This window comes from Nitrospirota bacterium (assembly GCA_016180645.1).
GTDB lineage: Bacteria > JACPQY01 > JACPQY01 > JACPQY01 > JACPQY01 > JACPAV01.
The window spans coordinates 52675-74351 of sequence record JACPAV010000011.1; the positions used below are offsets into that span (position 1 = coordinate 52675).

At 60.5% G+C, this 21677-nt stretch carries 17 protein-coding genes; 4 read left to right on the forward strand and 13 right to left on the reverse strand.

Annotation, left to right across the window (positions count from 1 at the left end):
- Positions 1 to 72 precede the first annotated feature (72 nt).
- Positions 73 to 471 (forward strand): ACT domain-containing protein, encoded by a 399-nt coding sequence (locus HYT87_08420; GenBank protein ID MBI2059779.1) that lies wholly within the window; start codon positions 73 to 75, stop codon positions 469 to 471.
- On the opposite strand, the gene HYT87_08425 is transcribed toward HYT87_08420, so the two are convergent.
- The 7 genes from HYT87_08425 to HYT87_08455 form a co-directional block, all read right to left on the reverse strand.
- Positions 465 to 1496, reverse strand: coding sequence for a methionine synthase (locus HYT87_08425; GenBank protein MBI2059780.1), 1032 nt, complete (start codon positions 1494 to 1496; stop codon positions 465 to 467). The genes HYT87_08420 and HYT87_08425 overlap by 7 nt on opposite strands.
- Complete coding sequence (locus HYT87_08430) at positions 1496 to 2467, reverse strand: hypothetical protein (protein ID MBI2059781.1); 972 nt, start codon at positions 2465 to 2467, stop codon at positions 1496 to 1498. The genes HYT87_08425 and HYT87_08430 overlap by 1 nt, the downstream gene beginning before the upstream one ends.
- A 52-nt stretch (positions 2468 to 2519) precedes the next feature.
- A complete protein-coding gene (locus HYT87_08435; GenBank protein MBI2059782.1) occupies positions 2520 to 3788 on the reverse strand; it encodes a bifunctional folylpolyglutamate synthase/dihydrofolate synthase in 1269 nt (422 codons plus the stop codon).
- Positions 3789 to 3924: 136 nt separating this feature from the next.
- Entirely contained in the window at positions 3925 to 4212 is a 288-nt protein-coding gene (locus tag HYT87_08440) for an acylphosphatase (GenBank protein ID MBI2059783.1), read from the reverse strand.
- A gap of 13 nt (positions 4213 to 4225) precedes the next feature.
- Positions 4226 to 5521, reverse strand: coding sequence for a CoA transferase (locus HYT87_08445; GenBank protein MBI2059784.1), 1296 nt, complete (start codon positions 5519 to 5521; stop codon positions 4226 to 4228).
- Positions 5518 to 6558 carry an NAD(P)-dependent oxidoreductase gene (locus HYT87_08450; protein ID MBI2059785.1) on the reverse strand — a complete coding sequence of 347 codons (1041 nt, stop codon included), beginning with the start codon at positions 6556 to 6558 and terminating at the stop codon, positions 5518 to 5520. Before HYT87_08450 ends, HYT87_08445 begins: the two co-directional genes overlap by 4 nt.
- A gap of 425 nt (positions 6559 to 6983) precedes the next feature.
- Complete coding sequence (locus HYT87_08455; protein ID MBI2059786.1) at positions 6984 to 9104, reverse strand: PEGA domain-containing protein; 2121 nt, start codon at positions 9102 to 9104, stop codon at positions 6984 to 6986.
- A gap of 563 nt (positions 9105 to 9667) precedes the next feature.
- Here HYT87_08455 and HYT87_08460 point away from each other — a divergent pair.
- The 3 genes from HYT87_08460 (at position 9668) to HYT87_08470 (ending at position 14956) form a co-directional block, all read left to right on the forward strand.
- Positions 9668 to 11770: a hypothetical protein gene (locus tag HYT87_08460; protein ID MBI2059787.1), complete on the forward strand. Its 2103-nt coding sequence runs from the start codon at positions 9668 to 9670 to the stop codon at positions 11768 to 11770.
- A 76-nt stretch (positions 11771 to 11846) separates the two neighbouring features.
- Positions 11847 to 12575: a HEAT repeat domain-containing protein gene (locus tag HYT87_08465; protein MBI2059788.1), complete on the forward strand. Its 729-nt coding sequence runs from the start codon at positions 11847 to 11849 to the stop codon at positions 12573 to 12575.
- A complete protein-coding gene (locus HYT87_08470; GenBank protein MBI2059789.1) occupies positions 12575 to 14956 on the forward strand; it encodes a hypothetical protein in 2382 nt (793 codons plus the stop codon). Before HYT87_08465 ends, HYT87_08470 begins: the two co-directional genes overlap by 1 nt.
- 74 nt (positions 14957 to 15030) lie before the next feature.
- Here the strand turns inward: HYT87_08470 and HYT87_08475 are convergent, their stop codons facing one another.
- From HYT87_08475 to HYT87_08500, 6 genes are all read right to left on the reverse strand, one after another.
- Positions 15031 to 15663: an FAD-dependent oxidoreductase gene (locus HYT87_08475; protein ID MBI2059790.1), complete on the reverse strand. Its 633-nt coding sequence runs from the start codon at positions 15661 to 15663 to the stop codon at positions 15031 to 15033.
- 154 nt (positions 15664 to 15817) lie between these two features.
- Positions 15818 to 17290 carry an aldehyde dehydrogenase gene (locus HYT87_08480; protein MBI2059791.1) on the reverse strand — a complete coding sequence of 491 codons (1473 nt, stop codon included), beginning with the start codon at positions 17288 to 17290 and terminating at the stop codon, positions 15818 to 15820.
- Positions 17291 to 17293: 3 nt separating this feature from the next.
- Positions 17294 to 18430: a zinc-binding dehydrogenase gene (locus tag HYT87_08485; GenBank protein ID MBI2059792.1), complete on the reverse strand. Its 1137-nt coding sequence runs from the start codon at positions 18428 to 18430 to the stop codon at positions 17294 to 17296.
- A gap of 118 nt (positions 18431 to 18548) precedes the next feature.
- On the reverse strand, positions 18549 to 19364 hold the full coding sequence (locus HYT87_08490; GenBank protein ID MBI2059793.1) for an alpha/beta fold hydrolase: 816 nt from the start codon (positions 19362 to 19364) through the stop codon (positions 18549 to 18551).
- A 33-nt stretch (positions 19365 to 19397) separates the two neighbouring features.
- Positions 19398 to 20615, reverse strand: coding sequence for an acyl-CoA/acyl-ACP dehydrogenase (locus HYT87_08495; protein MBI2059794.1), 1218 nt, complete (start codon positions 20613 to 20615; stop codon positions 19398 to 19400).
- Between the two features lie 2 nt (positions 20616 to 20617).
- Positions 20618 to 21667 carry an acyl-CoA dehydrogenase family protein gene (locus HYT87_08500; GenBank protein MBI2059795.1) on the reverse strand — a complete coding sequence of 350 codons (1050 nt, stop codon included), beginning with the start codon at positions 21665 to 21667 and terminating at the stop codon, positions 20618 to 20620.
- Positions 21668 to 21677: the final 10 nt, after the last annotated feature.

Sequence of the window (21677 nt, forward strand, 5' to 3'; positions counted from 1 at the left end):
AATGTTGCGCGCCCGATGAAAAAACTCCATCAGACCTCCCATCATCTTCCCTGAAGCCAGGCGAAGGGGGCGATGAAGGAAATCAGTCTCATCCTCAAGAACGTGCCGGGCCAGCTCGCCGAGGTGGCGGACATCTGCGCGGCCGAAGGTATCAACATCCGCGGCATGTGCGTCGCCGAGACCGAACATATTTCGCTTCTCCGGCTTGTGGTGGACGATCTGGACGCCGCCCACGATGCCTTGAAGGACCGCTTTCCGGTCGGAATCAAGGAGGTGGTCGAAGTGGAAGTGCCTAACAAGCCCGGAGCGCTTTCGAAGATCGCCAAGATTTTCGCGGAGGCCGGCGTGAACATCGATTATGCCTACGTCGCCGTCGCCCCGGACGGGAAGCGGGACACCCTGATCCTCCGGGTGGACAAGATCAACACCGCCGTCCAGACCCTCAAGGAGAAGCGCATTCGCGTTTATTGACGTCCTCCCTCTTTTCTGGGAGTGAGGTTCAGTTCCCGGCGGGCGCGCTTCGCGGCCGCGACCAGGACTTGCAGTTTTCCGATCGCTTCCTCCGTGGTGCGGGTCTTGAGTCCGCAATCGGGGTCGCACCAGACTTGCGCGGCCGGTACCGACTCCACGGCGGCCTTGATCCGGCTAAAGACAGCCTCCTCCGGATCGATCCGGTGCGAATGGGATTCCACCACGCCGAACGAGAGATCCTTCGAGAATGGATTCCGCCGGAACATGCCGATCAGGTCGAACCCGCTGTTCGTCATCTCCAGATCGAAGTTGTCCACCGGCACGTTGAGGAGCCCAGGGTAGATGAATTCGAATGCTCCGTAGCAGACGTGGGTGATAAAATAGGCCGGTAGGCCGTCCGTCACCACGTGCATGGCTTCAATGGCCATCGGGAGCTCCTCGGGGCGCGCGGAGAGCGCCGGCTCGTCGATCTGGATGATCTTCGCCCCCCCCCGGATGAGCTCCTCGACTTCTTTCCGGATCTCGCGCGCAAACGCCATGGCGGCGTCGCGGCGGCTTGGATAATATTCATCGAAGGACCAATCGGTCAGGGTGTAGGGCCCGGTGAGCATCCCCTTCACCGGCTTGGCCGTGAGGCCCTGGGCGAATTTCCACCAGCCCACGGTAATCGGTTTCTCCCAGCGGACCTCGCCCGTAATCACCGGCTTGTGGTAGTAGCGGTTCCCGTAGGACCGCACGAGTCCGCCCTTCTCCATGCCACGCAGGTGCTCGGCGAAGTAGGCCACCATGTCCCCGCGGTACTGCTCACCATCCACCAGTACGTCGATCCCTATCTCCTCTTGCTTCTTGATCCAGTCGGCGGTGGCCTGCTGCTCCTTTTCCTCCACCTGCTTGGAGTCAACCTCGCCTTTGAGCGCCTTCGATTTGATTTTCTTGAGTTCCTCGGGGCGGGGGAAACTTCCGACGGAGGTCGTGGGCAGGAGGGGCAGCTCAATCCCCAGCTTCTTGAGCTTTTCGGGAGGCATCAGTCGGTCCCCTTCAGCAGGGTTCGAACCTCGTTCATCAGGTTCAGCTTCTGCTCGGCCCGGTCCCGCGGCAGGAACTCAAGTCCACAGGACGTGGTCAGGAACAGCGGACCGGAGCGCACCTTCGCCGCGATCTCACTCAACAGGTCGGCGATCTTCCGCGGATTTTCCAGTCGGGTGTTTCGCCCATCCAGGAGCCCCGCGGCCAGGCCTTTCGGGCACCCCGTGCTCTTGATTTCCTGAACCAGCCTCGGGCTGTAGCAAAAATCCACACAGAGCACATCCACATCGAGCTCCTGGAGCGCCCCCCAGAGAGAAGCGCAGTTTCCGAAATACACGGCGAAAATGATTTTGGCTTTTCCCTTCGCGGAGACGATCGGTTTGAACAGGGCTTTGTACCGGCGGATGTCCACGTCCTTTTTTGCCAGGGACGGCTCTTCCACCTGGATCCACTCGGCCCCGGCATCCGCCAGGGCGCGGACCTCCGCGGCTACGGGTTTCGCAAGAATCTCGGCCGCGTCTTCGATGTTCTCAAACGTGGGGGACTTCCAGATGGAATGATGAGCCAACGTCAACGGACCCATCACCACGGGCTTCACGGGGGTGTGCGTGAGGGAGCGAGCATACACGTATTCCTCTTTGAGACGCGACGCGCCGCTGATGGTTCGCGAATTCAGGATCGGCTGTCGGATGTAGAAGTTGGTATCAAAGTACCGGAGGAGGCCGTTGACCTCAATGCCGTCCCTATCTCTCAATAGGTGCGAAATGGGATCTGTCCAACGAATGAGACCATCCGTGGCCAAGTCCAGTCCCGTCTTGTCCTGCTCCATGATGGCTTCCAATACCGCCAAGTCCTGGGAGGCTCGAAGGTCCTCGACCGTCTTGATCCCCCTCTCCCACTGCTCGTGGGTCCGTCGAAGGCCTTGAAGGCGCACGGAATCCCCAACCCGGGGATAACTCGAATGACTCATGGTTTGGATTCTCATGGGCGGCGCGGGAATGTAGCATACGACCCTCAGGGGGTCAAACAAAGATGGGAACGGGTATTCGAAAATGGCGATAGGCCCGCGCCACGAGCGTGTGCGAGCCGGTCACAATGACCGGATCTTTCGCCGGTGCGATCAGCCCACTTCGATCAAAGGCACGGGTGGAATCCGGTTCGACAACCGCCGGAATACCCAGATCGGAGGCCAAGGCACGCAACGTGTTCGGCTCATGCGCGCGTTCGGCGTCGGTCGCCCTGGTGAGTACCAGCGAGCCCGCCCACGGCCGCAGAGCGGCCAGAACACCTGCCGCATCCTTGGTGCGAAGCAGAGAGAGCACCACCACCGGCGCCTTTTGAGGGTATCGGGATTGAAAGACCTCCCGGAGCGCCCGCACGGCGTGTGGATTATGGGCCACATCCAGGAGCCAGGGTCTACCGCGCCTCCGCACCCACTGGCCTCTGCCGGGCCAGCAGCACCGGGAGAGACCTCGCTGGATCGTCTCCCAGGGAAGATGCAGATCGGCCGCTTCCAATGCCGACACGGCCAGCACCACGTTTCCCGCGAAGGATCGGCCGGAGAAAACGCTTCGCAGTCGCCTGCCACGAAAAGTCAGAGATGAACCCCCTTCGTATCGCCACTCCCGTCCCTCCCGCGGGACCATGAGCGGAACGCTACACGCCGCCGACCGCCGACGGAACGGCACGCGCGGTTCCGCTGCCACGGCGGGAGCCCCTGGCTTGATGATCATCGCCTTCTCGGCGGCCACGGCCTCCAGCGAACGGCCAAGCCATTCGGTGTGGTCCAGTCCGATCGGAGTCAGAACGGAGACGCAGGGTTGGACCACGTTGGTGGCATCCAAACGCCCGCCCATTCCCGTCTCAATCACGGCAAAGTCCACTTCCTCCGAATCGAAATAGAGGAAGGCCGCGACGGTGAGAAATTCAAAATGCGTCAGCTCAAACGGAGAGGGCCTTCGAAGCGCGTTCCTCACGCGCTCCCCCATTTGGGCAAACACGCTCCCGCGAATCATGGCGCCGTCCACGCGGATGCGCTCCCGGACGTCCAGGAAATGGGGCGAGGTGTAGAGCCCCACTCGATAGCCTGCCGCGCGGAGAATGGAAGAGAGCAGCGCACAGGTTGACCCTTTTCCATTCGTACCGGCTACATGGAACACCTTCAGCCGGGAATGAGGGTTTCCAAGCCTTTCCAAGGCTCGGCGGGTAGGACCCAGCCCGAGCCTGATCCGGAAAGGATCGAGCCCCTCAAGAAAACGCTGGAGATCAGCCCCTCGGCGGAATGTAACCATGTGGAGATGTATTTATGGAGTCATCGCGTCACGTCATCATGTGTTCATGTCGTCATGTAGTCATCGCTCTTCCCACATGAATCCATGATTCCATGATCACATGTTTCCATTCCTCCATGACCCCATGATCACATTCCTACATTCGCTCGTCGTACCGGATCTCGAACGACGGGAAGATGCCGGCGTATGGTTCCTCCCGGATTTCGCAAGACGCGACTCTTGCCGCCGGCGGCCCCTTCCGGCACCAATCTCGAAACAAGGCGAGCGCCTCCTCCGCCCCTTCGGCCAGGATCTCCACGCTGCCGTCCTCCTTGTTCTTCACCCATCCGGTGAGATTCTGGGCCTGCGCCTCACGCAACGTGGCCCATCGGAAATTGACCCCCTGAACCCGGCCGCGCACAATAACGTGCAAGCGCTTATTCACTCTCGGGCGAGTTCTAAATCACGCCTTCGCTTCGAAGCGAGGCGATCTCGTCCTCGGAAAGGCCAAGGAGGGAGGACAGAATCGAACCGGTATCCTGGCCCAGATCCGGGTGAGCACGGCCCACGGACGGCGGCGTCTTCTCCAGCTTGAGGGGATTCCCCGGAATGCGGATCGTCCCGAGACGGGAATGAGACACCTCTTGGAGCATATCCCGACTCTGAAGCTGCACGTCCTGGTTCACTTCGTCGAAATCCATGACCGGAGTACACGGCACCCCCTCCTTCCGAAGGGCCTCTACCGCATCGCGGGTCGTCCGGCTTTCGAACCATTTGGCCGCCAGGCCGACGCCCCGTTTCCAGTTTCGAATGCGCTGGACGATATTTTCAAAATCGGGGCCCCCGAGCTCCGGATCCCCCAAGGCCCGCACGACGCCGCGCCACTGCTCTTCCGTAAAGGCCACCATCGCCAGATGGCCGTCCTGCGTCTTGTAGGAATTCCAAAAAACCATCCTGCGATTTTCATCGGAAAGCAGCTGGTCCACCGTGGTCTTCCCGAGGAACGAATCGACCGCCTCACGCATGTCTTCCATCGTCCGTCGCGTGAGCGCGCGGTAGTTGTGGATGTACATCACATCCTGCATGGAGAGATCGACCAGTTGCCCCACGCCCGTCCGCTCCCGCGCAAAGAGGGCCGATGCCAGACCGAGCGCCCCATACGCCCCGGCGACAAGATCACCGAACATCACTTTCGGAGGCACACCCGGCTGCTCCAACGCCGCCATGATCCCACCGGAAGCCTGGGCAATGAGGTCGAACGCCGGATAGCTCTGCAAAGGACCGGATCGGCCGAACCCTGAAATGGCGAGGTAGATCAATTTCGGCTGAAGCTTCGAGAGCACCCCGTATCCCAGCTCCAGCTTGTCCATCGTGCCGGGTGTGAAATTCTCCACCAGGGCATCCGATTTGCGGATCAACTTCTTGAAAAGATCCTTCCCCTTTTCATTCTTCAAATTGAGCGTGAGGCCCTTTTTATTGCGATGAACGATGGAGAGCGTCTTCTCCACGCCAGGGATCATCATCGACATCAGGCGCAGGGCTTCCCCCTGGGGCGGTTCGATCTTGATGACCTCGGCGCCCAGATCGGCAAGGAGTTGGGTCGCGCGCGGACCGGATAGGAACTGACTCAGATCGAGGATTCGAATTCCGCTGAAAGCCCCGGGCTGAAGTCCGGGCAGAGCATCTGGAACCGTGGGTGTGGTGGACCGGGGTTTCTTGGCTGCTCTGGCGGACCCCAGCCGTTTCCGGCTCAAATCCAGCCTTGCTCCTTGTACCACAGGAGCGTATCGCGAATGCCTTGGTGCGCATCGGGATACTCGAATTGAAAACCGAGGGCCTGTAATTTCCGGATGTCGTACACCACGTCCAGCCCAAGGTATTCCAGGGGATCCCGCTCGATGGGAGGCCGTGTGTGAGTCACATGCTTGGCGAAGAAACCCGTAATGTTCGCCGCCAAGATGCCGAGTGTCTTCACGACCCCCACGGGGATGGGGGGTAGGGCGCTGAATTTGTGTCCCATCACTTCGGCTACGTGCCGGAAATACTCGAGCGTGGGCATCGGGTTCGGGTCCGTCGTGTTGTAGGCTTGGTTGACCGCTTCCGGCCTTTGAGACAGAAAAAAGGCCGAGCGGCAGACATCCCGGACATGAATAAATGGAATTCGGAAGGTGAAATTTCGCGGGATCTGAACGCGCTTCATCTTGGCCGGCTGCATCAGGAACATCCCCCCGCCGTACACCGCGCGCGGGCCGTACACGGTGGTGGGTCGGATCGACGTACAGGCCAGCTTGTGCTTTTCGTAATAGGAGTGCACAAGCTCCTCCTGCATCCATTTCGTTTTGAGATAGTTGTTCGAGGGGACTTTCGGATCGTCCTCCTTGATCGGTTTTCCACTCAGACTCTTCAAATCGTACGACCCACCCGCGCCCCAGTTCATGAATCGCTTGACGCTGCCGTTTTCGAGGAGGGTGTCCAGGAGGTTCCGAGTGCCTTCTACGTTTACCCGGTGCAAGGCCTCATAGGGCGCCGTGTAGTCGAAGATGGCGGCGATATGAAACACGACGTCGATTCCGCCGGTGAGCCCCTTGAGCGTGTCCTTGCGAGTGAGATCGGCTCCGACCACTTCCACGCCCGCCTTTCGGATGACGCTGGGGAACCGACCACGAACACGATCGTCTTTCTCCAAGGCGGAAGGAAGATCCGTTGCCCGAACTTCGAATTTGTTCTCGCGGAGAATCTCCACCATGTGGGTGCCCATGAAACCCGAGGCACCCGTGACCAAAGCTTTCATATGTGGGCGGCATTGTAGACATATTCTTCGAGAGAATCCAATGAGCGAATTTGATGGGGCCCCGCGTTCGATGCTACCTTGAAATCCGCCCTTAGCCGCAACCCATGAATGTGCTGTTTCTCCAGGATTCCGGCCTGAACGAGTCTCTGGCACTTACGGAACTCTCGGCGTACCTCCAATCGCATGGCCACCGACGGTCGATAGATGGATTCCTCTTCTGGAACGAATCGCCCCCCACTTTCCTCCACTCCTCGCGCGGCCCGCGCTTCTGGCCGCCATGATCCATGAAAAACGGTTTTCCGGCATCGGCCTGCTCGACGGATTCCGCTACTATTGGAACGTCGGCTCCCCCACAACCCGCACCTCGAACTTTCCCAGCCTGATTTGATCTACAACCTCGGCAAAGCCGGGGCGTGGAGCTTGCCCTATTTCAGCTCCGCGGAAAAACCGCCTTTCTGCACCCCATGGCATGATACTTTCGAATACTTCCCGGTCATCCCCCGCTTCCCCGCTCGAATGTTCCCGGAAAAGTCCATCGTCATGGCGCAGTTCCGGTCCGAATCGTCCAGCACCCGAATCCGCAAACCGTCGCTCTCCGCTCTCTCCCACAATTGGATGACCGCCGAGCAGGGCCGCGCGCCGCACCCCCCGGAAGGCTCCCAGCCGCCGGCAAAGAATCCACCGTCCGGCTTGAAGATGACCCGGGCCGCCCATTCAGACTTGGATCCTGCCCCTTTGAAATTCCACCGCTGCACAACGTAGCTCGCGGGATCGGCGCCCACCTGATTGAAATTCACCCCCGAGGTCCCCTGCCGACTCACGCTCCCATCCGCCGCGCGCTCCTCGTACGCAGCTTGACCCCTCATGAGCCGTGATCCACCCTCAGATTCCACCACTTCCCCGGTCATCCGGAACGCAGTCTTCGATCCGCCACCCCAATTCCGAACGCCCGACACAACCACCGAGTTGTCCTTCCTCGTCACCTGCATGTCGCCAAATACGGGACCCAGATTCAATCCACGCATCTGACCTCCCTCGTCGAGGATGCCCAGCGCCGGAATCCATGTGGATAGAGGCGGGCCGCCTTCCCAGGAAGCCACCCAAATCCCACTCAGTCCTGCCGAACCGCCGGGCGGTGTCGCGCCGCCCTTCCCCTTTTCCGGCGCCGGTGGAATCGATCCAACAGTCTGGCCGGGATCCAGAACAACGGTCGGCGCTTGTGTCGCCATGGTCATCCGGTCCATCAAGGAACCCTCAGTGAAAAACTGTGGAGAAAATCCAAGCGAGCTGTAGGCCGTGATGCGAATTCCCGCCCGTTCGGGCGAAATCGGAGCTTCCCCAAAGGGGATCCACACGCCCGCCTGTGAGGCGGTGGGCAAGCCCGCGGGAACCCAGAGCGTCCAATGAGGAAACAGCTTCTGCTTCTCCGCGCGAGACACGGTGATGAGATAGAGATCGGCGCCCGGAACCACGTCCCAGGCCAGGAGGACACCCTTTTCTTGATCATCCGGCCCCGCTCTCCTTGCATCCGGGATCCGCGGCAGTTGGAGGGACGACCCGGACGCCAAGATCTCCGCGGTGACTCCCGGGGCGCGGAGAACCACTTCCCCAGTCGCATCCTGATAGTGGGCCATGAGAGTGTACGAAGTCACCGAGGGAAGGACCGGGACGGTCAATCTCGCCTTTGGCCCATGGCCAACGGCCACAGGGATCTCCTCGCGGGCCAATTGGACCGAGACGGAGAAGGTAATGTCGTTGGATCGGGAGTCCTCCTTTCCATCAACACCTTTTCCACCGGCCTCGACGGGTGCGGAAAAGAATCGAAGCGGATCGAGTCTGACGGTCAGGGTGGAATCCTCCGAACGATTGCGGATGGCGGTTCCGCCGCGAATCTCTTGCTCGGAACATTTCATGAGAATTGCGGCGGCTCCACCTGCGAAAGCTGGAGCGTTCTGGATCAGAATCTCAGGCTTCTCCCCCAGTTTGGAGTCACCCCCTTTGAGCGAAAACGGAACTTCCCGGGTGTCCTGTGAACGGTCCACCGGATCGGTGAAAGACCAACGGACCGCCCCTTCTCCTCCCTCGCACGCTCCATCCACGATCACACGAACCGTCGTCTTGGGAACCTCCCGAGCCGCCTCCTCACCGGCCGGACGAAGGGCGGCATGGACCCGTCTCCCTTCGATCGCAAGAAAAGTGACACTTTCAAATCCGTCTCGTTGAACCGTAATTCGATGAGGGCCGGGCGCCACGTCCGCAACCTTGAGCACCCCGCGGCGTCCGGTACGGCCGAGCATCCGGCCGTCGATGTACACCTTCGCGTTCCGCAGGGCTGTCGCTCTTCGTCCGGCGCCTGAAACGTGAACGTACAGAGGACCCTGCGACGAGCCCGAACCGGTCCCACCTAAACCAGGCGTGACAGTCAGTATGCCAGGCTCGCAGGCCCCCCAGATGAGCCTCACCGGCTGCGGGAGACCGGGTTCAAAATCCGCCGGCACGACGAAGACCACCTGCTCGGCGTCCCATTTGGAAACCACGGTGGGCACTCCACCCACCCAAACGCGGGGAACACCCGTATTTTTGTCCGGCGGGCAATGGGGTCGAACCGTAATTTGCGTTCCGGGCGCCGACCAATCGGACGGGACAGAATTCGAAAGACAGCCGGCAATGAACAGTGCAAAAACGATCCCGACTCTGCAAATTGATCTGCCCGCCACCCTCATCAATGTGCCGCCGATCATACCGAAACCCCCGGCGATGCGACAGCAGAAAGCAACTTTGGCAGCGCCCAAGAGCACCACAAGCCGGGGGACGAAAATACTGACATCAGTCACTATTCAACGCGGCAACCAATCACATTGAGAGCCATCTCCCAATCTATGTTATGATTGATTAGTGATATCGATGCGATACCCACTCCTCCAGTCCGAGATGGCACGGACGTTGCGATTTGAAGCCGCAGGGAAGGACTATGCATAATTGTGATCTACATCACATTCTTGCCCGCCAGGCAAGGTGCGGTACCCACGGGCCCCGGCGAGGCAGGAGGCCGAGCGCTTCCACCGTAGGTGCGGTAAGTGCGTTGGTCGCAGTTCTTGTTTTTTTACGAGTGAGTTTCGCCGTCGCCGCCCCGACCAAACTCCTCTCCTACCAAGGCCGCATCACCGACGCGAACGGCCAGCCGATTACGGACAATCCTTACACTGTCCGATTCAAGATCTACTCCACCTCCGCGGATTGCACAGGGGATACGGCCGGCAATCTCGTCTGGGGGCCTGAGACCCACGATGGCGCGGCGGGCAACTGGCCGCAAGTGACCGTGACCAACGGCTTGTTCAGTACGATTCTGGGTTACGACTCAGTGCAGGCCAAGGGGACTGCGTTGTCGATAGCCTTCGACCAAGATTACTACCTTCAAGTCAAAGTGGGCGCGAATCCTGTTTTCAACCCCTGTGATCGACTGACCACCGCCCCGTACGCCGCCAATGCGATCAACTCCGATTCGTGCAACACCGATGCCACGTGCGAAACGACCGCGGTTCAAATCGTGGACGCCAATACGAGGATCGTGGAGGGCGCGGGCAACTCGGTTCGCATCCAGACGGACTCGGGTTATGTCGACATCGGCCCTCAAAACACAAGCTGGTCGCACTTCCAGACCGACCGGACGCAGTTCTATTTCAACAAGCAGGTGGGCGTGGACGGAAACCTGTTCCCGTATACGGACAACACCCGGGACTTGGGCGGGAGCTCCAACCGGTGGGCTACCGTCTACTCCAACGAAGTCGGATGGGGGGATTCGCAGACGCGAACCCAAACGCGGGACGACGCAGGCGCGATGGGCGGCAAGAGCGGTTTCTACCAGACCTCGGCGCCGGCCCCGGCGGCAGATTGGCCGTCCGGGGCGGCCTCTTGGTGGCACCTGCTGGACGTGCGGCACAGCAACACCGCCAACAACTACGGCATGCAATTCTCCGGGAGCTTCTTCGACCAAAACCTCTATTTCCGAAAAACCAACAACAGTGCGTCCACGGCATGGAAACAGGTGGCCATGACGGACGGCACCGTCGCCGACGCCCTCGCGTGCAGCGCGGACACCGTGTGCGAAACGCAAGCCATCACGGCCACGGGGTACATCGCCTCGAACAACTGCGTGGGGGGCGGCGGCACCACCGGTACGGCCGGCACTCAAGGAAACACCTGGCGAATGTGCAACGCCGGCGCGGCCAACAATTGGATCTACGTGTACAACGGAGCCGGAACGGCGTATCACGATGTGGCCTTGGGGCAGCTCTGGGTGAGCGGCACACAGTACGCCACCGGACAGGTGTACGCCCGGTCCGGCATCGCGAACGACACCGCCTCGGCCAAACTGAGCCTCAATGATGCGGACGGCGTTACCGTCGGTGGACCGCTCGATACCACAAGCACGATCACCACGCCGGGCTACGTCTCCATCACGGGGGTGTCGGACGCTTCAGGCAACCTCCGCTTTTCCGCCGCCAACCCCTACATCTCGGCGTCCTCGTATTTCGTCGCCCCCGGCGGCGCCTACTTCAACAGCGGCACCGTCTACGTTCAAAACGCCCTGATGGCCCGCAATTATATTCAGAACGACGACACCCCCAACGGGGGCCGCGTAAGAATCGACGACACCACCGACATCACCGGCGGGGCAGGCGGCCTCCGACTGGGCGCGGCCAACTGGGATGACGGTGGGACCACGTACGGCCACATCGTCGCCGACAACAGCGGCTACAAGGCCCTCATGATCGTCGGAAACAACATCACCGGCAACTCGGGCTGGGGGCGCGAGGTCAAAGTCTGGGATTACCTCAACGTCCAAGGGTCCGTCAACATCACCAGCTACCTCACGCGGTCGGCCTGCCCCTCCGGTTGGGTCAATCGGGGAAATACATTGTGTGTGGAAGATTCGGAATCTTGCAGCAAATCCCTTAGTGGAGCCGCGAACTACTGCAAGACACGCGGCCAGAACGGCTCCCATCTCTGCACCAATGGTGAGATCCGGCAAGCCATGCAGCAAACAACGACCATCGGCGGCGGCTGGGCTCAAGACTACATGTCGGATCAGTCGGACGATAACCAGTGCGCGTACGTCAATAGCGATACAAACACGGTGGACATTGACGGTGAAGACGGCGATTGCAACGATACCGACCGTTGCGCGCGATGCTGTATCAATCTTGAGTAGGTATACCGTGTCTGCCGGGAAGTTTTTGGCAGCGGCCGTCTCGGGCCGATGGTGCCTTGGGTTGGGGTGTCTTGTCATGGCTTGCAAAGATGGAAACCACCAAGCGGCCGAGGGAATTTCTCCCGTGGTGTCGCCTTCGAGCATCGCGTTTGGGGAAGCGCTCCCTGTTCCGGAAGGGCCGGCAGCTCAAACGGAGGCTCCGGTTCCTCCCGTGGACGCAGCTCAGGAGAAACTCGAGACCCCCGCACCCTCAATGCCAAGGATTCAGATAGAGCCGAAGAAGGCTCTGAATGACGCCGTTCCTGGCGTTCGTCTGTCGGTTATTGAAGATATCGCAACCGAACCGGGTCCCGAAGCCGTTGAGATGCTCACCCTCGCGCTCAGCGATTCCAGTGTTTCCGTTGCCGCGCGCGCAGGGGAGACCTTGGGGAATCTGTACTTGAAGGGGCTTGTCCCGGCTGAGACGATGATTGAAAAAGCCAAGGACTCATCGATCGGCTTCAAGGCGCGCATGGGCATAATCAGCGGACTCAGCAAGAAGCCCGATCCTCAGGCCGTCGAGTTCCTAAAACAGCTCATGAAGTCCGGCTCCGCGGAGGAGCGCCGCATCGCGGCCGGGATGATCGGGTACCAAGGCGTGGACGTTGCCGTTCCGGCGCTCCTCGATGCGCTTGGAGACATGGACGAATCGGTTCGCTACAACGTCGAAGAGGCGCTCAACCGTATTTCGCGCGGCCAGGACTTCGGCCAGGATCAGAAGAAGTGGGCCGCCTGGTGGAACACCTACACCTCGCGGAGACAATGATGGCCATCCCACACGCCCTGGTCCGAACGCTCGCCGGCTCAGTTGGAATCCTCGGGATGCTCCTTCGGTTTCATCAGCCCGCGCTCGCCGATCAACTCGAATGGTCTCAAAAGGCCGGTGGAGCGGGCGCGGTAATGAGTGCGTCGGGCCCCTACCATGCATCCGACGGCAGCTCCTATCGATTGCACTCCGCCGTGCTCCAATCCTCCACGATCCTCCAAGCCTCCGATGGCGGCACGTGGAGGCTTGACTCCGGCTACCTCACCACCTTCCCACCCCGCCCCCTCGTGCAGTGCCGGAATAATGCAGACACCGCCAACTGCACGACTTGGCAGAATGACGGCACATTGAGATGGCGAAACGACCGTGGGTGCACTTCCAACTGCGCCTACTCGAAAGGCGCCCTGCATTACTACAAGTATGTTTGGTCCGCGAACGCGTCCGAATCCGAAGCCACCGTCAATGCTGGATCGAAGTGGTCGGACACCGCTCTCTTCTGCCCCGGGGGCGCGTGTGACAAGACGGGAACGACCGCAACCCAGGCGGTTACCGAGAACGCCGGGTGGTACCTCCATCTGATTTCATACAACGGCGGCCTCAAAGGCGGCCAACTGGCCTACGGCCCGTTTGGAATCGACCAGACCAACCCGAACGCGCCGACCTATGCGGCTCCCTCCACATCCGATTGGTTCAGAACGTCCTTCACAGGCACCGTGGATGACGCAGACGCGGGCGCCGTCCAGTCGGGTCCATCCGCCTGCGAATACCAGGTCGAAAGCAACAACGGAGGTTGGGTGGTCACCCAAGCCTATGCCGCCCGATCATGCGATGCCGCCACCCCGTCCATCACGGTCGGTTCAGCCTCCAATTGCCGGGATCGGGGAAAAGACAAGTGTCGAATCTCAGTTCGCACCACCGATGTCGCCGGGAACACAGGGCCGGCGGCCACCCGGCTCGTCAGCGCCGACTGGTTCATCACCCACATCAACAACGCGATCGGCGGGCCCGTCTCCGGCTTCCCCGCCAGCGCCACGGACCAAGGCGGGACCTATGTCGGAACATACGTCGGCGGCGCCAACGCGGGCGTCCCTCGAATTTACCTGCTCAATTCCACCGCGACGATACTCGATACCAAAGACCTCCTCAACGCGGACTGCGGCGGCTCCGCATGCGGCAGCATCGTCAGCGCGCCGTACTGGACGTACGAAGGCGCGAACAACTATGTGTACGTGACGACCGCCAATGGTTGGGTCTTCAAGTTCCAGAACACGGGCGGGGTCTTCTCCGGTTCCGCCGTCAACGGTTTCCCCGTCCAAATCGCGGACGAATGTGCGGGCGGGAACGGACGCGAAATCGTCACGGAGCCTGTCGTGGACGACAAGCTCGTCTACTTCGGCGCCCGGGACAACGACTGCACAAACGCCACCACTCCCAACACCAAGCAGTTCGCCTTGGCGTACGAAATCAACCCCACCAGCTACGACGCGGACCAAGGGGGGGACGGCAAGCCAGACCGAATCGTGAGGGTCACCGGCTGCGCCTACGATCCGGCGTTCCCTGCCAGCGCAACCACCCTAAAGGGCACGCCGGCCATCAAGGGAAGCTGGCCGTCAAGCAAGTTCATGCACATCGGCGGCAACTGCAAGGACAAGGAGATCCTCCGGATCGATGTGGACATCAACAACGCCGGGTGTTGGCGCAACCTCGCAGGAGAGAGTTCCGTGGAAGGCTGGATGACCGGCTCGTTCGGCAAGTTGTTCTTCGGAACTGCGTCCGGCACCCTCGCCCTGCACATCATCAATAATACAGAGTCCACATCCGCCTGCCCGGACCCACCCGTCGTCTCCACCGATCCGTACGCAGACCTCTCCGGATTCCCCTACTCACCGGTAGGCCTCTCCGCGGTCGCCCGCGGCGTGAAAGCGAATTGGCCGTCTACCATGGATGAAGTTTACTTCGTAGACGACGGCGGCAAACTCTACTGTGTGTGCCAGTCCACCGGAACAGGATGTCCCGCCGCCGGAGGAGCCTGCCGGAAGAACGACGGCGTCACAGACGCCTTCCCCGTCTCGCTCGACCCCGGCCGGAAAATGAGGGAAACCCTCATGGATAACGGAACGCTCTACGTCGTCTCCGAAAGTGGCAAGGTCTTCGCGGTCGAGATGCTGTACGATCCATCGTGCGGCACCCCCGGTCCGAACTGCGATGCAACCGAACCGGGAACACAGGTCGGGGCCGCGCAAGGCTACCCCTTCGATCTCGGTGACAACACGCCGGGGCTCGTGACATCAACAACCGGCCTCCGAAACGTGGGCGGCGCCAAACTCGTCGCCCTCGGCACGGATGCAGGACGCACCTTCTACCTCCCCGTTGTCCCGTAGGCTGAGCCCTTATAACAGGTGACAGTATACTATTATTGTCTCCACGCACGCGGGATCAGACATGCCAATCAATGCTATCCTTCGGTGAAGAGGCGCGCCGGATCGACTCCACTCGCTTCAAGCCGGCTCCGCAGAATCTTCACCATCTCAGGGGGACCGCACACGTAGTAGTCCGCCGGCTCACACTCAGTGATGTCGGCCAAGTGGTCCGTGGGCAGCCCCCACAGCCCAGACCAGTTCCCATCAGGCTCCGAGAGGATCGGAAGGTATCGGAAGTTTTTCACCGACGACTCGAGACGCTCCCAGTCGCTGACGAAATAGAGATGGTCGGCCCGACGTGCGGCCAAGACGAGCAAGATCGGTTGATCAATCCCTTTACGCGTCACATCCAGAATCATCGATCTCAGCGGCGCGACCCCGGTCCCCCCGGCGATGAACACCGCCCGGCGTCCGGAGGGGGGGCGAAACAGAAAGCGACCCTTGGGTCCGTCAATGGCGATTTCCACGCCGGGTTTGAATGCTTCATACGAACTGCTCTTCTGGTGAGCGACCAGATTCATCAGCACGTCAAACGATCTTCCTCCGAGTGGCGGACTCGCGATCGAATAGGGGCCCGACAAGCTGCTGTCGCTGGACCGAAGTCCCAACTTCACGTGCTGACCGGCGTCGAACTCAAAAGTGCCTTCATCAACCTCCACCGATACCATCCGCGCACGTTCGCTGAGATCCCGGACCGCCGTGATCCGCCCCGGGCGACCTTTGGTTGGGGGCGAAGAGTCTGTCATTGCGAAGCAACCCGCCTGAAGGCGGGGCCGCGGCAATCCCTGAGATTGCTTCGCAAGGCTCGCAATGACCTGGAATTCATATCTGGATGTAAACGTTCTTTGGCTGAAGGTACTCCATGATGCCTTCGCGCCCTCCGTCCCGACCAAATCCGCTTTGCTTGAATCCGCCGAAGGGGGCCTGAATGGGCAGCGTGCCGTAGGCATTGACCCACACGGTGCCCGCCTGAAGCTTCGCTGCAACTCGGAGAGCTCGCGACACATCCTTGGTCCAGAACCCGGCGACGAGGCCATAAACCGTGTCGTTCGCCCTGGCTACAACCTCTTCCTCGGACTCAAACTGGAAAACGCACATGACGGGCCCGAAGATTTCTTCTCGCACGCACTTGGAGGCCGGATCCACATCCGTCAGGATCGTCGGCTCGTAGAAATTCCCGTTCCCGATCGACGCCCGCTTCCCACCGCACAGGACTTTTGCTCCACTCGCCTTGGCTTCCTGGACGAACGCGTCGACACGCTCAAGATGGGGCTTGGAGATCAGCGGTCCAAGCATCGTGCCGCCCTCCAGCGGATCGCCCATCTGGAGGGTTTGAGAGAAGGTCACAAGGCCCTGCATGAATCCTTCTGCAATCGACCGGTGGACAAAGAGACGCGATCCCGCGGCACACGCCTGCCCGGTAAGCGAGAACATTCCGTACGTCGCCATCATCGTGGCCCGGGATACATCCGCATCCTCGAACAGGATGTGTGGCGATTTCCCGCCAAGCTCCAGCGAGACCCGTTTCAGCGTTCCGCTGGCCTGCGCCATGATCTCCCTGCCCTTGGATGTCCCCCCGGTAAAAGCAATCTTGTTTACGTCCGGATGCATACACAGTCTTTTCCCAACTTCACCATCTCCGTAAAGAATCTGTACGAGACCCGCCGGGAGCCCCGCTTCGTGAATGGCCTCCGCGAAAATCTGGGCCGGAAGGCTCGCCATCTCCGACGGCTTGACAATCACCGAGCAGCCCGCGGCCAAGGCCGGCCCGGTCTTCGATCCAAGAAAGAGAAACGGAGTGTTCCATGGAATAATCGCCACCACCACGCCGACCGGCTCGTATACCACCATGTTCAAGGCCTCGCCGGACCCGGCTGAAGGAATCACGTGCCCATCCACCTTGTCCGCCCACTCACTGTAGTACTCGATGTGGCGGATCATCGCCTTCGAAGAAAACTGTTTTGAGACGACCGTGGGCATTCCCACGTCGAGAGCTTCAATTCTGGGTGAAACGTTTTCCCGCTTCCGGAGAGCTTGGACGAGCGACTCCATGGTCTTCCTGCGGCGGCCGGGAGACGCAGCCCGCCACTCCTGCTGGGCCTGGCGCGAGGCCCGGACCGCCTCCTCGATCTCTGCGTCGGTCGCCTGTGGAATCCGCGCGATTTCTTCCAGGGTGGATGGATCGATGGCCGGCAGCGTCTTCTTCGCTTCAGCCCGGAACTGCCCGTTGATGTAGTGCTGAAGAGGCCGTGGGAAACTCAGTTCGGCCAGCGCCTTCCGGTGCCCCTCCAACATGGGTCAGTTGCCCCCCATGGTCAGTTGAATTCGAAGAGCGTTGGTCTTCTGGTTCGTCAGCGCATCGGCCGCGGCCATCGCATCATTGATCTTTTCCAAGGGGAAGGTCTGGGCAAACATCTTCTTCATGGGCAGGCGGTCTTTCTCCTTCCGCACAAACTCCAGGGCATGGTAGAGCGCCATGGGGTCGTAGAGTGAGACGCCGTACAGCGTAAGGTTTTCGCCCACCCAGATGGAAGGATCGGCCTTGAACGTGAGTCGCGGCGAAATGCTTCCCATGATCAGGTACCGCCCCCCTCGTTGGAGCATGCGGATCCCTTCGTTCACCGCCTCCGGTCGGCCCACGACCTCCACACAGACATCAGGGCCGCCGTTCGTGAGGCCCTTGACCATGGACGTCCTCAGTTTCGCTTCGGGAACCTCCTGCATGTCCACCACTTCATCCGCACCGAATTCCTTGGCCAGATCGAGACGGACTTTGACGCCGTCGATCACGATCACCTTCCCGGCTCCCATGCGCTTCGCCACGGCGGTGGCGAAAAGGCCGAGTCCGCCCGCCCCCTGAATCACGACCTGATCGCCGTAGCCGACACGGACGGCGGTCAGCCCGTGGATGACCTGTGCGAGAGCGCAATTGCAACCGGCCACCAGGTAGTCCGGAGTGCCATCGGGAACCTTGAAGACTTTCTGCCCCGGCCGAACGTAGTAGTACTCGCCGAAGCCGCCGAAGAAATGCGGTGCTTCAGAACAATCCGACACGACGGAGATCAGGCTGTACACACACGCGTGCTCCTGTCCCCGGGCACACACCGTGCAGGTCCCACAACCGCGGAAATACGTAAACGTGACCGGATCGCCAACCTTCAGACTCTCTCCCCGAAAATCGCGCTCCCGTCCCTCGCCCATGGCCGCAACTTCACCCATCATCTCGTGGCCCATGACGAAACTGAACGGAAGGTCCATACCTCCGAAAGCGTCCCCGCGAAACATGTGCAGATCGGAACCGCAAATGTTCCCACGACGAATTTTCACGAGCAGGAAATCCCGTCCCGGAGGCGTGAGGGGGAATTCGCGGATTTCAATCGGCTGCCCGGGTTTCGCCAGGACGGCCGCTTTCGCTTTCTTGGGCAAATCAGGCATGGAACAATCCTCCAATTCGCAATGTCATCATGGATTCATGGATTCATGTGGTCATTTGAATCAAGAATTCCCCGATGTTGCAACCGCTTGATGATTCCACGACCACATGATCGCATCGCTACATGATTCCATGATTCAATTCTTTTCGGTTCTTATCGAGAAACGCCTCGATCTTGGGGAGGACGATCGCGGGCTGTTCCAGGATGGACAGGTGGCCGGACCCCGGCACTTGCACCATCTCCGAGCCCGGAATGGCACGATGGATCGCCTCGGCATGGCGTGGGGGAGTGGCAATGTCCCGATCGCCTACCATGACGAGAGCGGGCTTCCGAATTCGGCCGAGCTGCGAAAGGATGTCGGTTCGTCGAATGACGGCCAGCGAAGCTCGATAGACGCCACGCACATGATTCGACAGAAGTCTTGACTTCAGTGTTTCCAGAATCGGGGACGGCTTCGAGCCGAATTCCGGCGAAACCATCAAGTGAAGCACCGCTTGGACTTGCTGTTCGTTCGGCTCCATGTCCTTCGTCATTTCGGCCCACTGCTCGAACTCCTCCCGTTTCTCTTCCGCTTCTGCGGAGGTATCCAGCAAGACGAGCGCCCGAATCAGCCCCGGATGCGCGAGGGCCAGCCGCATGCCCACCATGCCTCCCATGGAAAGGCCGACATAGTGAACGGACTTCAATCCCAGACGGGTGATCAGCGTGGAGAGGTCAACCGTGATGTCTTCGAGCGAATAGTCTGCATCCACCTTTTCCGATTCGCCATGGCCGCGGAAATCCACCTGGATCGTCCGGAATTGTTTCGACAGCCGGGTGGTGGCCTCATCGTACATGGAACCGTCCAGGGTCAGAGAATGGCCGAACAAAATCGGCGAACCGCTCCCACGCTCCCGATAGTGAATTTCAACGCCGTTGACCCGGAGCTTCGGCATTTCAGATCTCAAATCTCAAATCTGAAATCCTCGTCAGCCGCCTTGTTCGGCTTTGGGATAGTCCACCAGCCGCCGCGCGATGACGATCCGCTGGATCTGTCCCGTCCCTTCCACGATATCCATGGCCTTGGCATCGCGGAAAAGCTTTTCCGCCAGATAGTCCTTCGAAACGCCGGCTTCGCCAACGATTTCCAGAGCGAACGTGCAGGCCTCAAGACACACGGGCGCCGAATAGGCCTTGGCCATCGAGGCCATGAGCGTGTTGGGCTCCCGCAGATCCGCCATCCAAGCCGCCTTCCAGCACATGAGCTTGGCCACTTCAATTCTGCGTTTCATCGTCGCCAACCGGTCCAACACGCGGTGGTAACGTGGAATCGGCCTTCCGGTCATGTAGTTCTGTTTCACAAAATCTCGCGCGTACTCGTAGGCCGCTCGCCCGATGCCTACGGCCATGGCGGCGATGATGGGCCGGGACATATCGAACGACTTCATGGCCGAGACGAATCCTGCATTTCCTTGGTAGGCCGCCTCGCCTCCCAGGAGGTTCTCCCCCGGGATCCGGCAGTCGGAGAGCGAGAAAGTGGCCGTCTCATACGACACCAGCCCCATCTTCTTCTCCAATTTCGGCGTGCTGAAACCGGGCGTCCCCTTCTCCAACACAAACGCCCGATGTCCCGCACGGCCCTGAGTTCGATCCACGGTCGCATAGACGACCACCCAGTCGGCCCGCGGCGAGTTCGAGCAAAAAGACTTCTCGCCGTTCAGAACCCAACCCTCGCCCTTCTTCTCGCATCGCGTGGCGATTCGGGCCACATCGGAGCCGGCCCCCGGCTCGGTCATGCCGAACGCCCCCCAGCGGGGCTTCGACTTGTCGCGAAAGATTCCCAGAAACCGTTCCTTCTGCTCGGGCGTCCCGATCTGCAGAATCGGAGGTCCTCCAAGGCCCGGACCCGGCAGCGAAACCGCCATCCCTCGATCCCAAAACGAGCCCTCCTCCGCGCTCAATACGGCGGTCCGGATGGCCCAGCGCTCTTTTCCTTCCTTCGAGCGATCGTCAACAGGCGTTTCCTCGTCGAGCCGCCTAGCCATGAAGCCCATTTCCGCGATCATCTTGTAGAACGGGTGGTCGGGTGGATGCGGATGCCCCTGACGATCCGCCGCGATTCCCAGCGGACGAAGATGCTCCTTCCCGAGCCAGCGGGTCATTTCGACGAAGTTCTGAAGTTTGGGGGGAATCTCCAGCGATTGCATAATCATGCCGCCTGAATCTGGAGAGCGAGAGCCCGGTCCGCGTCGGCCTGCGCCCCGTCGATTCCGCCAAGCAGAAGCGTGAGCGCCCGCGCCTCCCGCATCCATTTCTCGACCGGATGGTCCCGCACGTACCCCGCGCTGGCCAGGAACTGAACGGCGTAGTTCGACACGAACAGCGCGCACTCGGCGGCCTGGAGGTAGGCCGAGTGCAACTCGAAGGTCGAATCGGCACCCCGGTCCACATTCAATGCCGCCTCATGGACCAAGAGTCTCGCACCTTCTACGGCAATGGCCATGTCCGACAGCGTGAACGCTACGGCCTGGTGGTGCGCCACTTTCTTTCCGAACGCGATGCGATCAAGGCAATACTGACGGGCGTACTCGTAGGCCGCCCGGGATAGTCCGAGCAGCATGGCCGCGACGTGCAACCGCCACAGTCCGACCAGCTTCAGTGAAGCGGCCGGCTGAAGATTCATCACCCATTCCGCACGTCCCTGGATCTCCGCCCGCGAAGAGCCGAGGGCGTCCAAGGCCCCGGGAACGGTGGGTTCCAACTTGACGCCCGTCGCCAGCAGGACAAGCCGATCACCCTGGATGAGGAAGAGCGCATCGCAACGGTTTGCGGGAAGATATGGAATGACACCTGAAACCGTTTCTTGCCCCAGGTTCAGCCGCTCATCGAGGTCCACATACGTGGAAGGTACAAAACCATCTCCCTGTTTCGAAGCGCGGGCAAGGATTCGCTCTGCCGGCTCACCCAAGTCCAGAGCGGAGGCACAGATCCACGAAACCCGATCCAGAGCCAGCCCAGCCGCGGCATCCCCCCACGCAATTTCTTCAAGGGCCATCATCTTGGTCAACCATCCCATGTGGGAACCACCCAGCTTCTCCGGCCACGCAAGCCCAAGAAACCCCAAACCCTCGTACTGGCGCACGAGATCCGGGCTGACTCCGCTTTTTTCCGTCTCCCTAAGTCGGGCGCGCAGACTCGCGCCAAATCTCGCAGCCGACTCAACCACCATCTTCTGCTCATCCGACTGAGTGAAATTCATTGCGGTTCAA

What these genes read in the sequence shown, in the direction of transcription:
- HYT87_08420 (MBI2059779.1), top strand. Translation starts at nt 73, where the DNA reads ATGAAGGAAATCAGTCTCATCCTCAAGAACGTGCCGGGCCAGCTCGCC.
- HYT87_08425 (MBI2059780.1), bottom strand. Translation starts at nt 1,496, where the DNA reads ATGCCTCCCGAAAAGCTCAAGAAGCTGGGGATTGAGCTGCCCCTCCTG.
- HYT87_08430 (MBI2059781.1), bottom strand. Translation starts at nt 2,467, where the DNA reads ATGAGTCATTCGAGTTATCCCCGGGTTGGGGATTCCGTGCGCCTTCAA.
- HYT87_08435 (MBI2059782.1), bottom strand. Translation starts at nt 3,788, where the DNA reads ATGGTTACATTCCGCCGAGGGGCTGATCTCCAGCGTTTTCTTGAGGGG.
- HYT87_08450 (MBI2059785.1), bottom strand. Translation starts at nt 6,558, where the DNA reads ATGAAAGCTTTGGTCACGGGTGCCTCGGGTTTCATGGGCACCCACATG.
- HYT87_08465 (MBI2059788.1), top strand. Translation starts at nt 11,847, where the DNA reads ATGGCTTGCAAAGATGGAAACCACCAAGCGGCCGAGGGAATTTCTCCC.
- HYT87_08470 (MBI2059789.1), top strand. Translation starts at nt 12,575, where the DNA reads ATGGCCATCCCACACGCCCTGGTCCGAACGCTCGCCGGCTCAGTTGGA.
- HYT87_08475 (MBI2059790.1), bottom strand. Translation starts at nt 15,663, where the DNA reads ATGGTATCGGTGGAGGTTGATGAAGGCACTTTTGAGTTCGACGCCGGT.
- HYT87_08480 (MBI2059791.1), bottom strand. Translation starts at nt 17,290, where the DNA reads ATGTTGGAGGGGCACCGGAAGGCGCTGGCCGAACTGAGTTTCCCACGG.
- HYT87_08485 (MBI2059792.1), bottom strand. Translation starts at nt 18,430, where the DNA reads ATGCCTGATTTGCCCAAGAAAGCGAAAGCGGCCGTCCTGGCGAAACCC.
- HYT87_08490 (MBI2059793.1), bottom strand. Translation starts at nt 19,364, where the DNA reads ATGCCGAAGCTCCGGGTCAACGGCGTTGAAATTCACTATCGGGAGCGT.
- HYT87_08495 (MBI2059794.1), bottom strand. Translation starts at nt 20,615, where the DNA reads ATGCAATCGCTGGAGATTCCCCCCAAACTTCAGAACTTCGTCGAAATG.
- HYT87_08500 (MBI2059795.1), bottom strand. Translation starts at nt 21,667, where the DNA reads ATGAATTTCACTCAGTCGGATGAGCAGAAGATGGTGGTTGAGTCGGCT.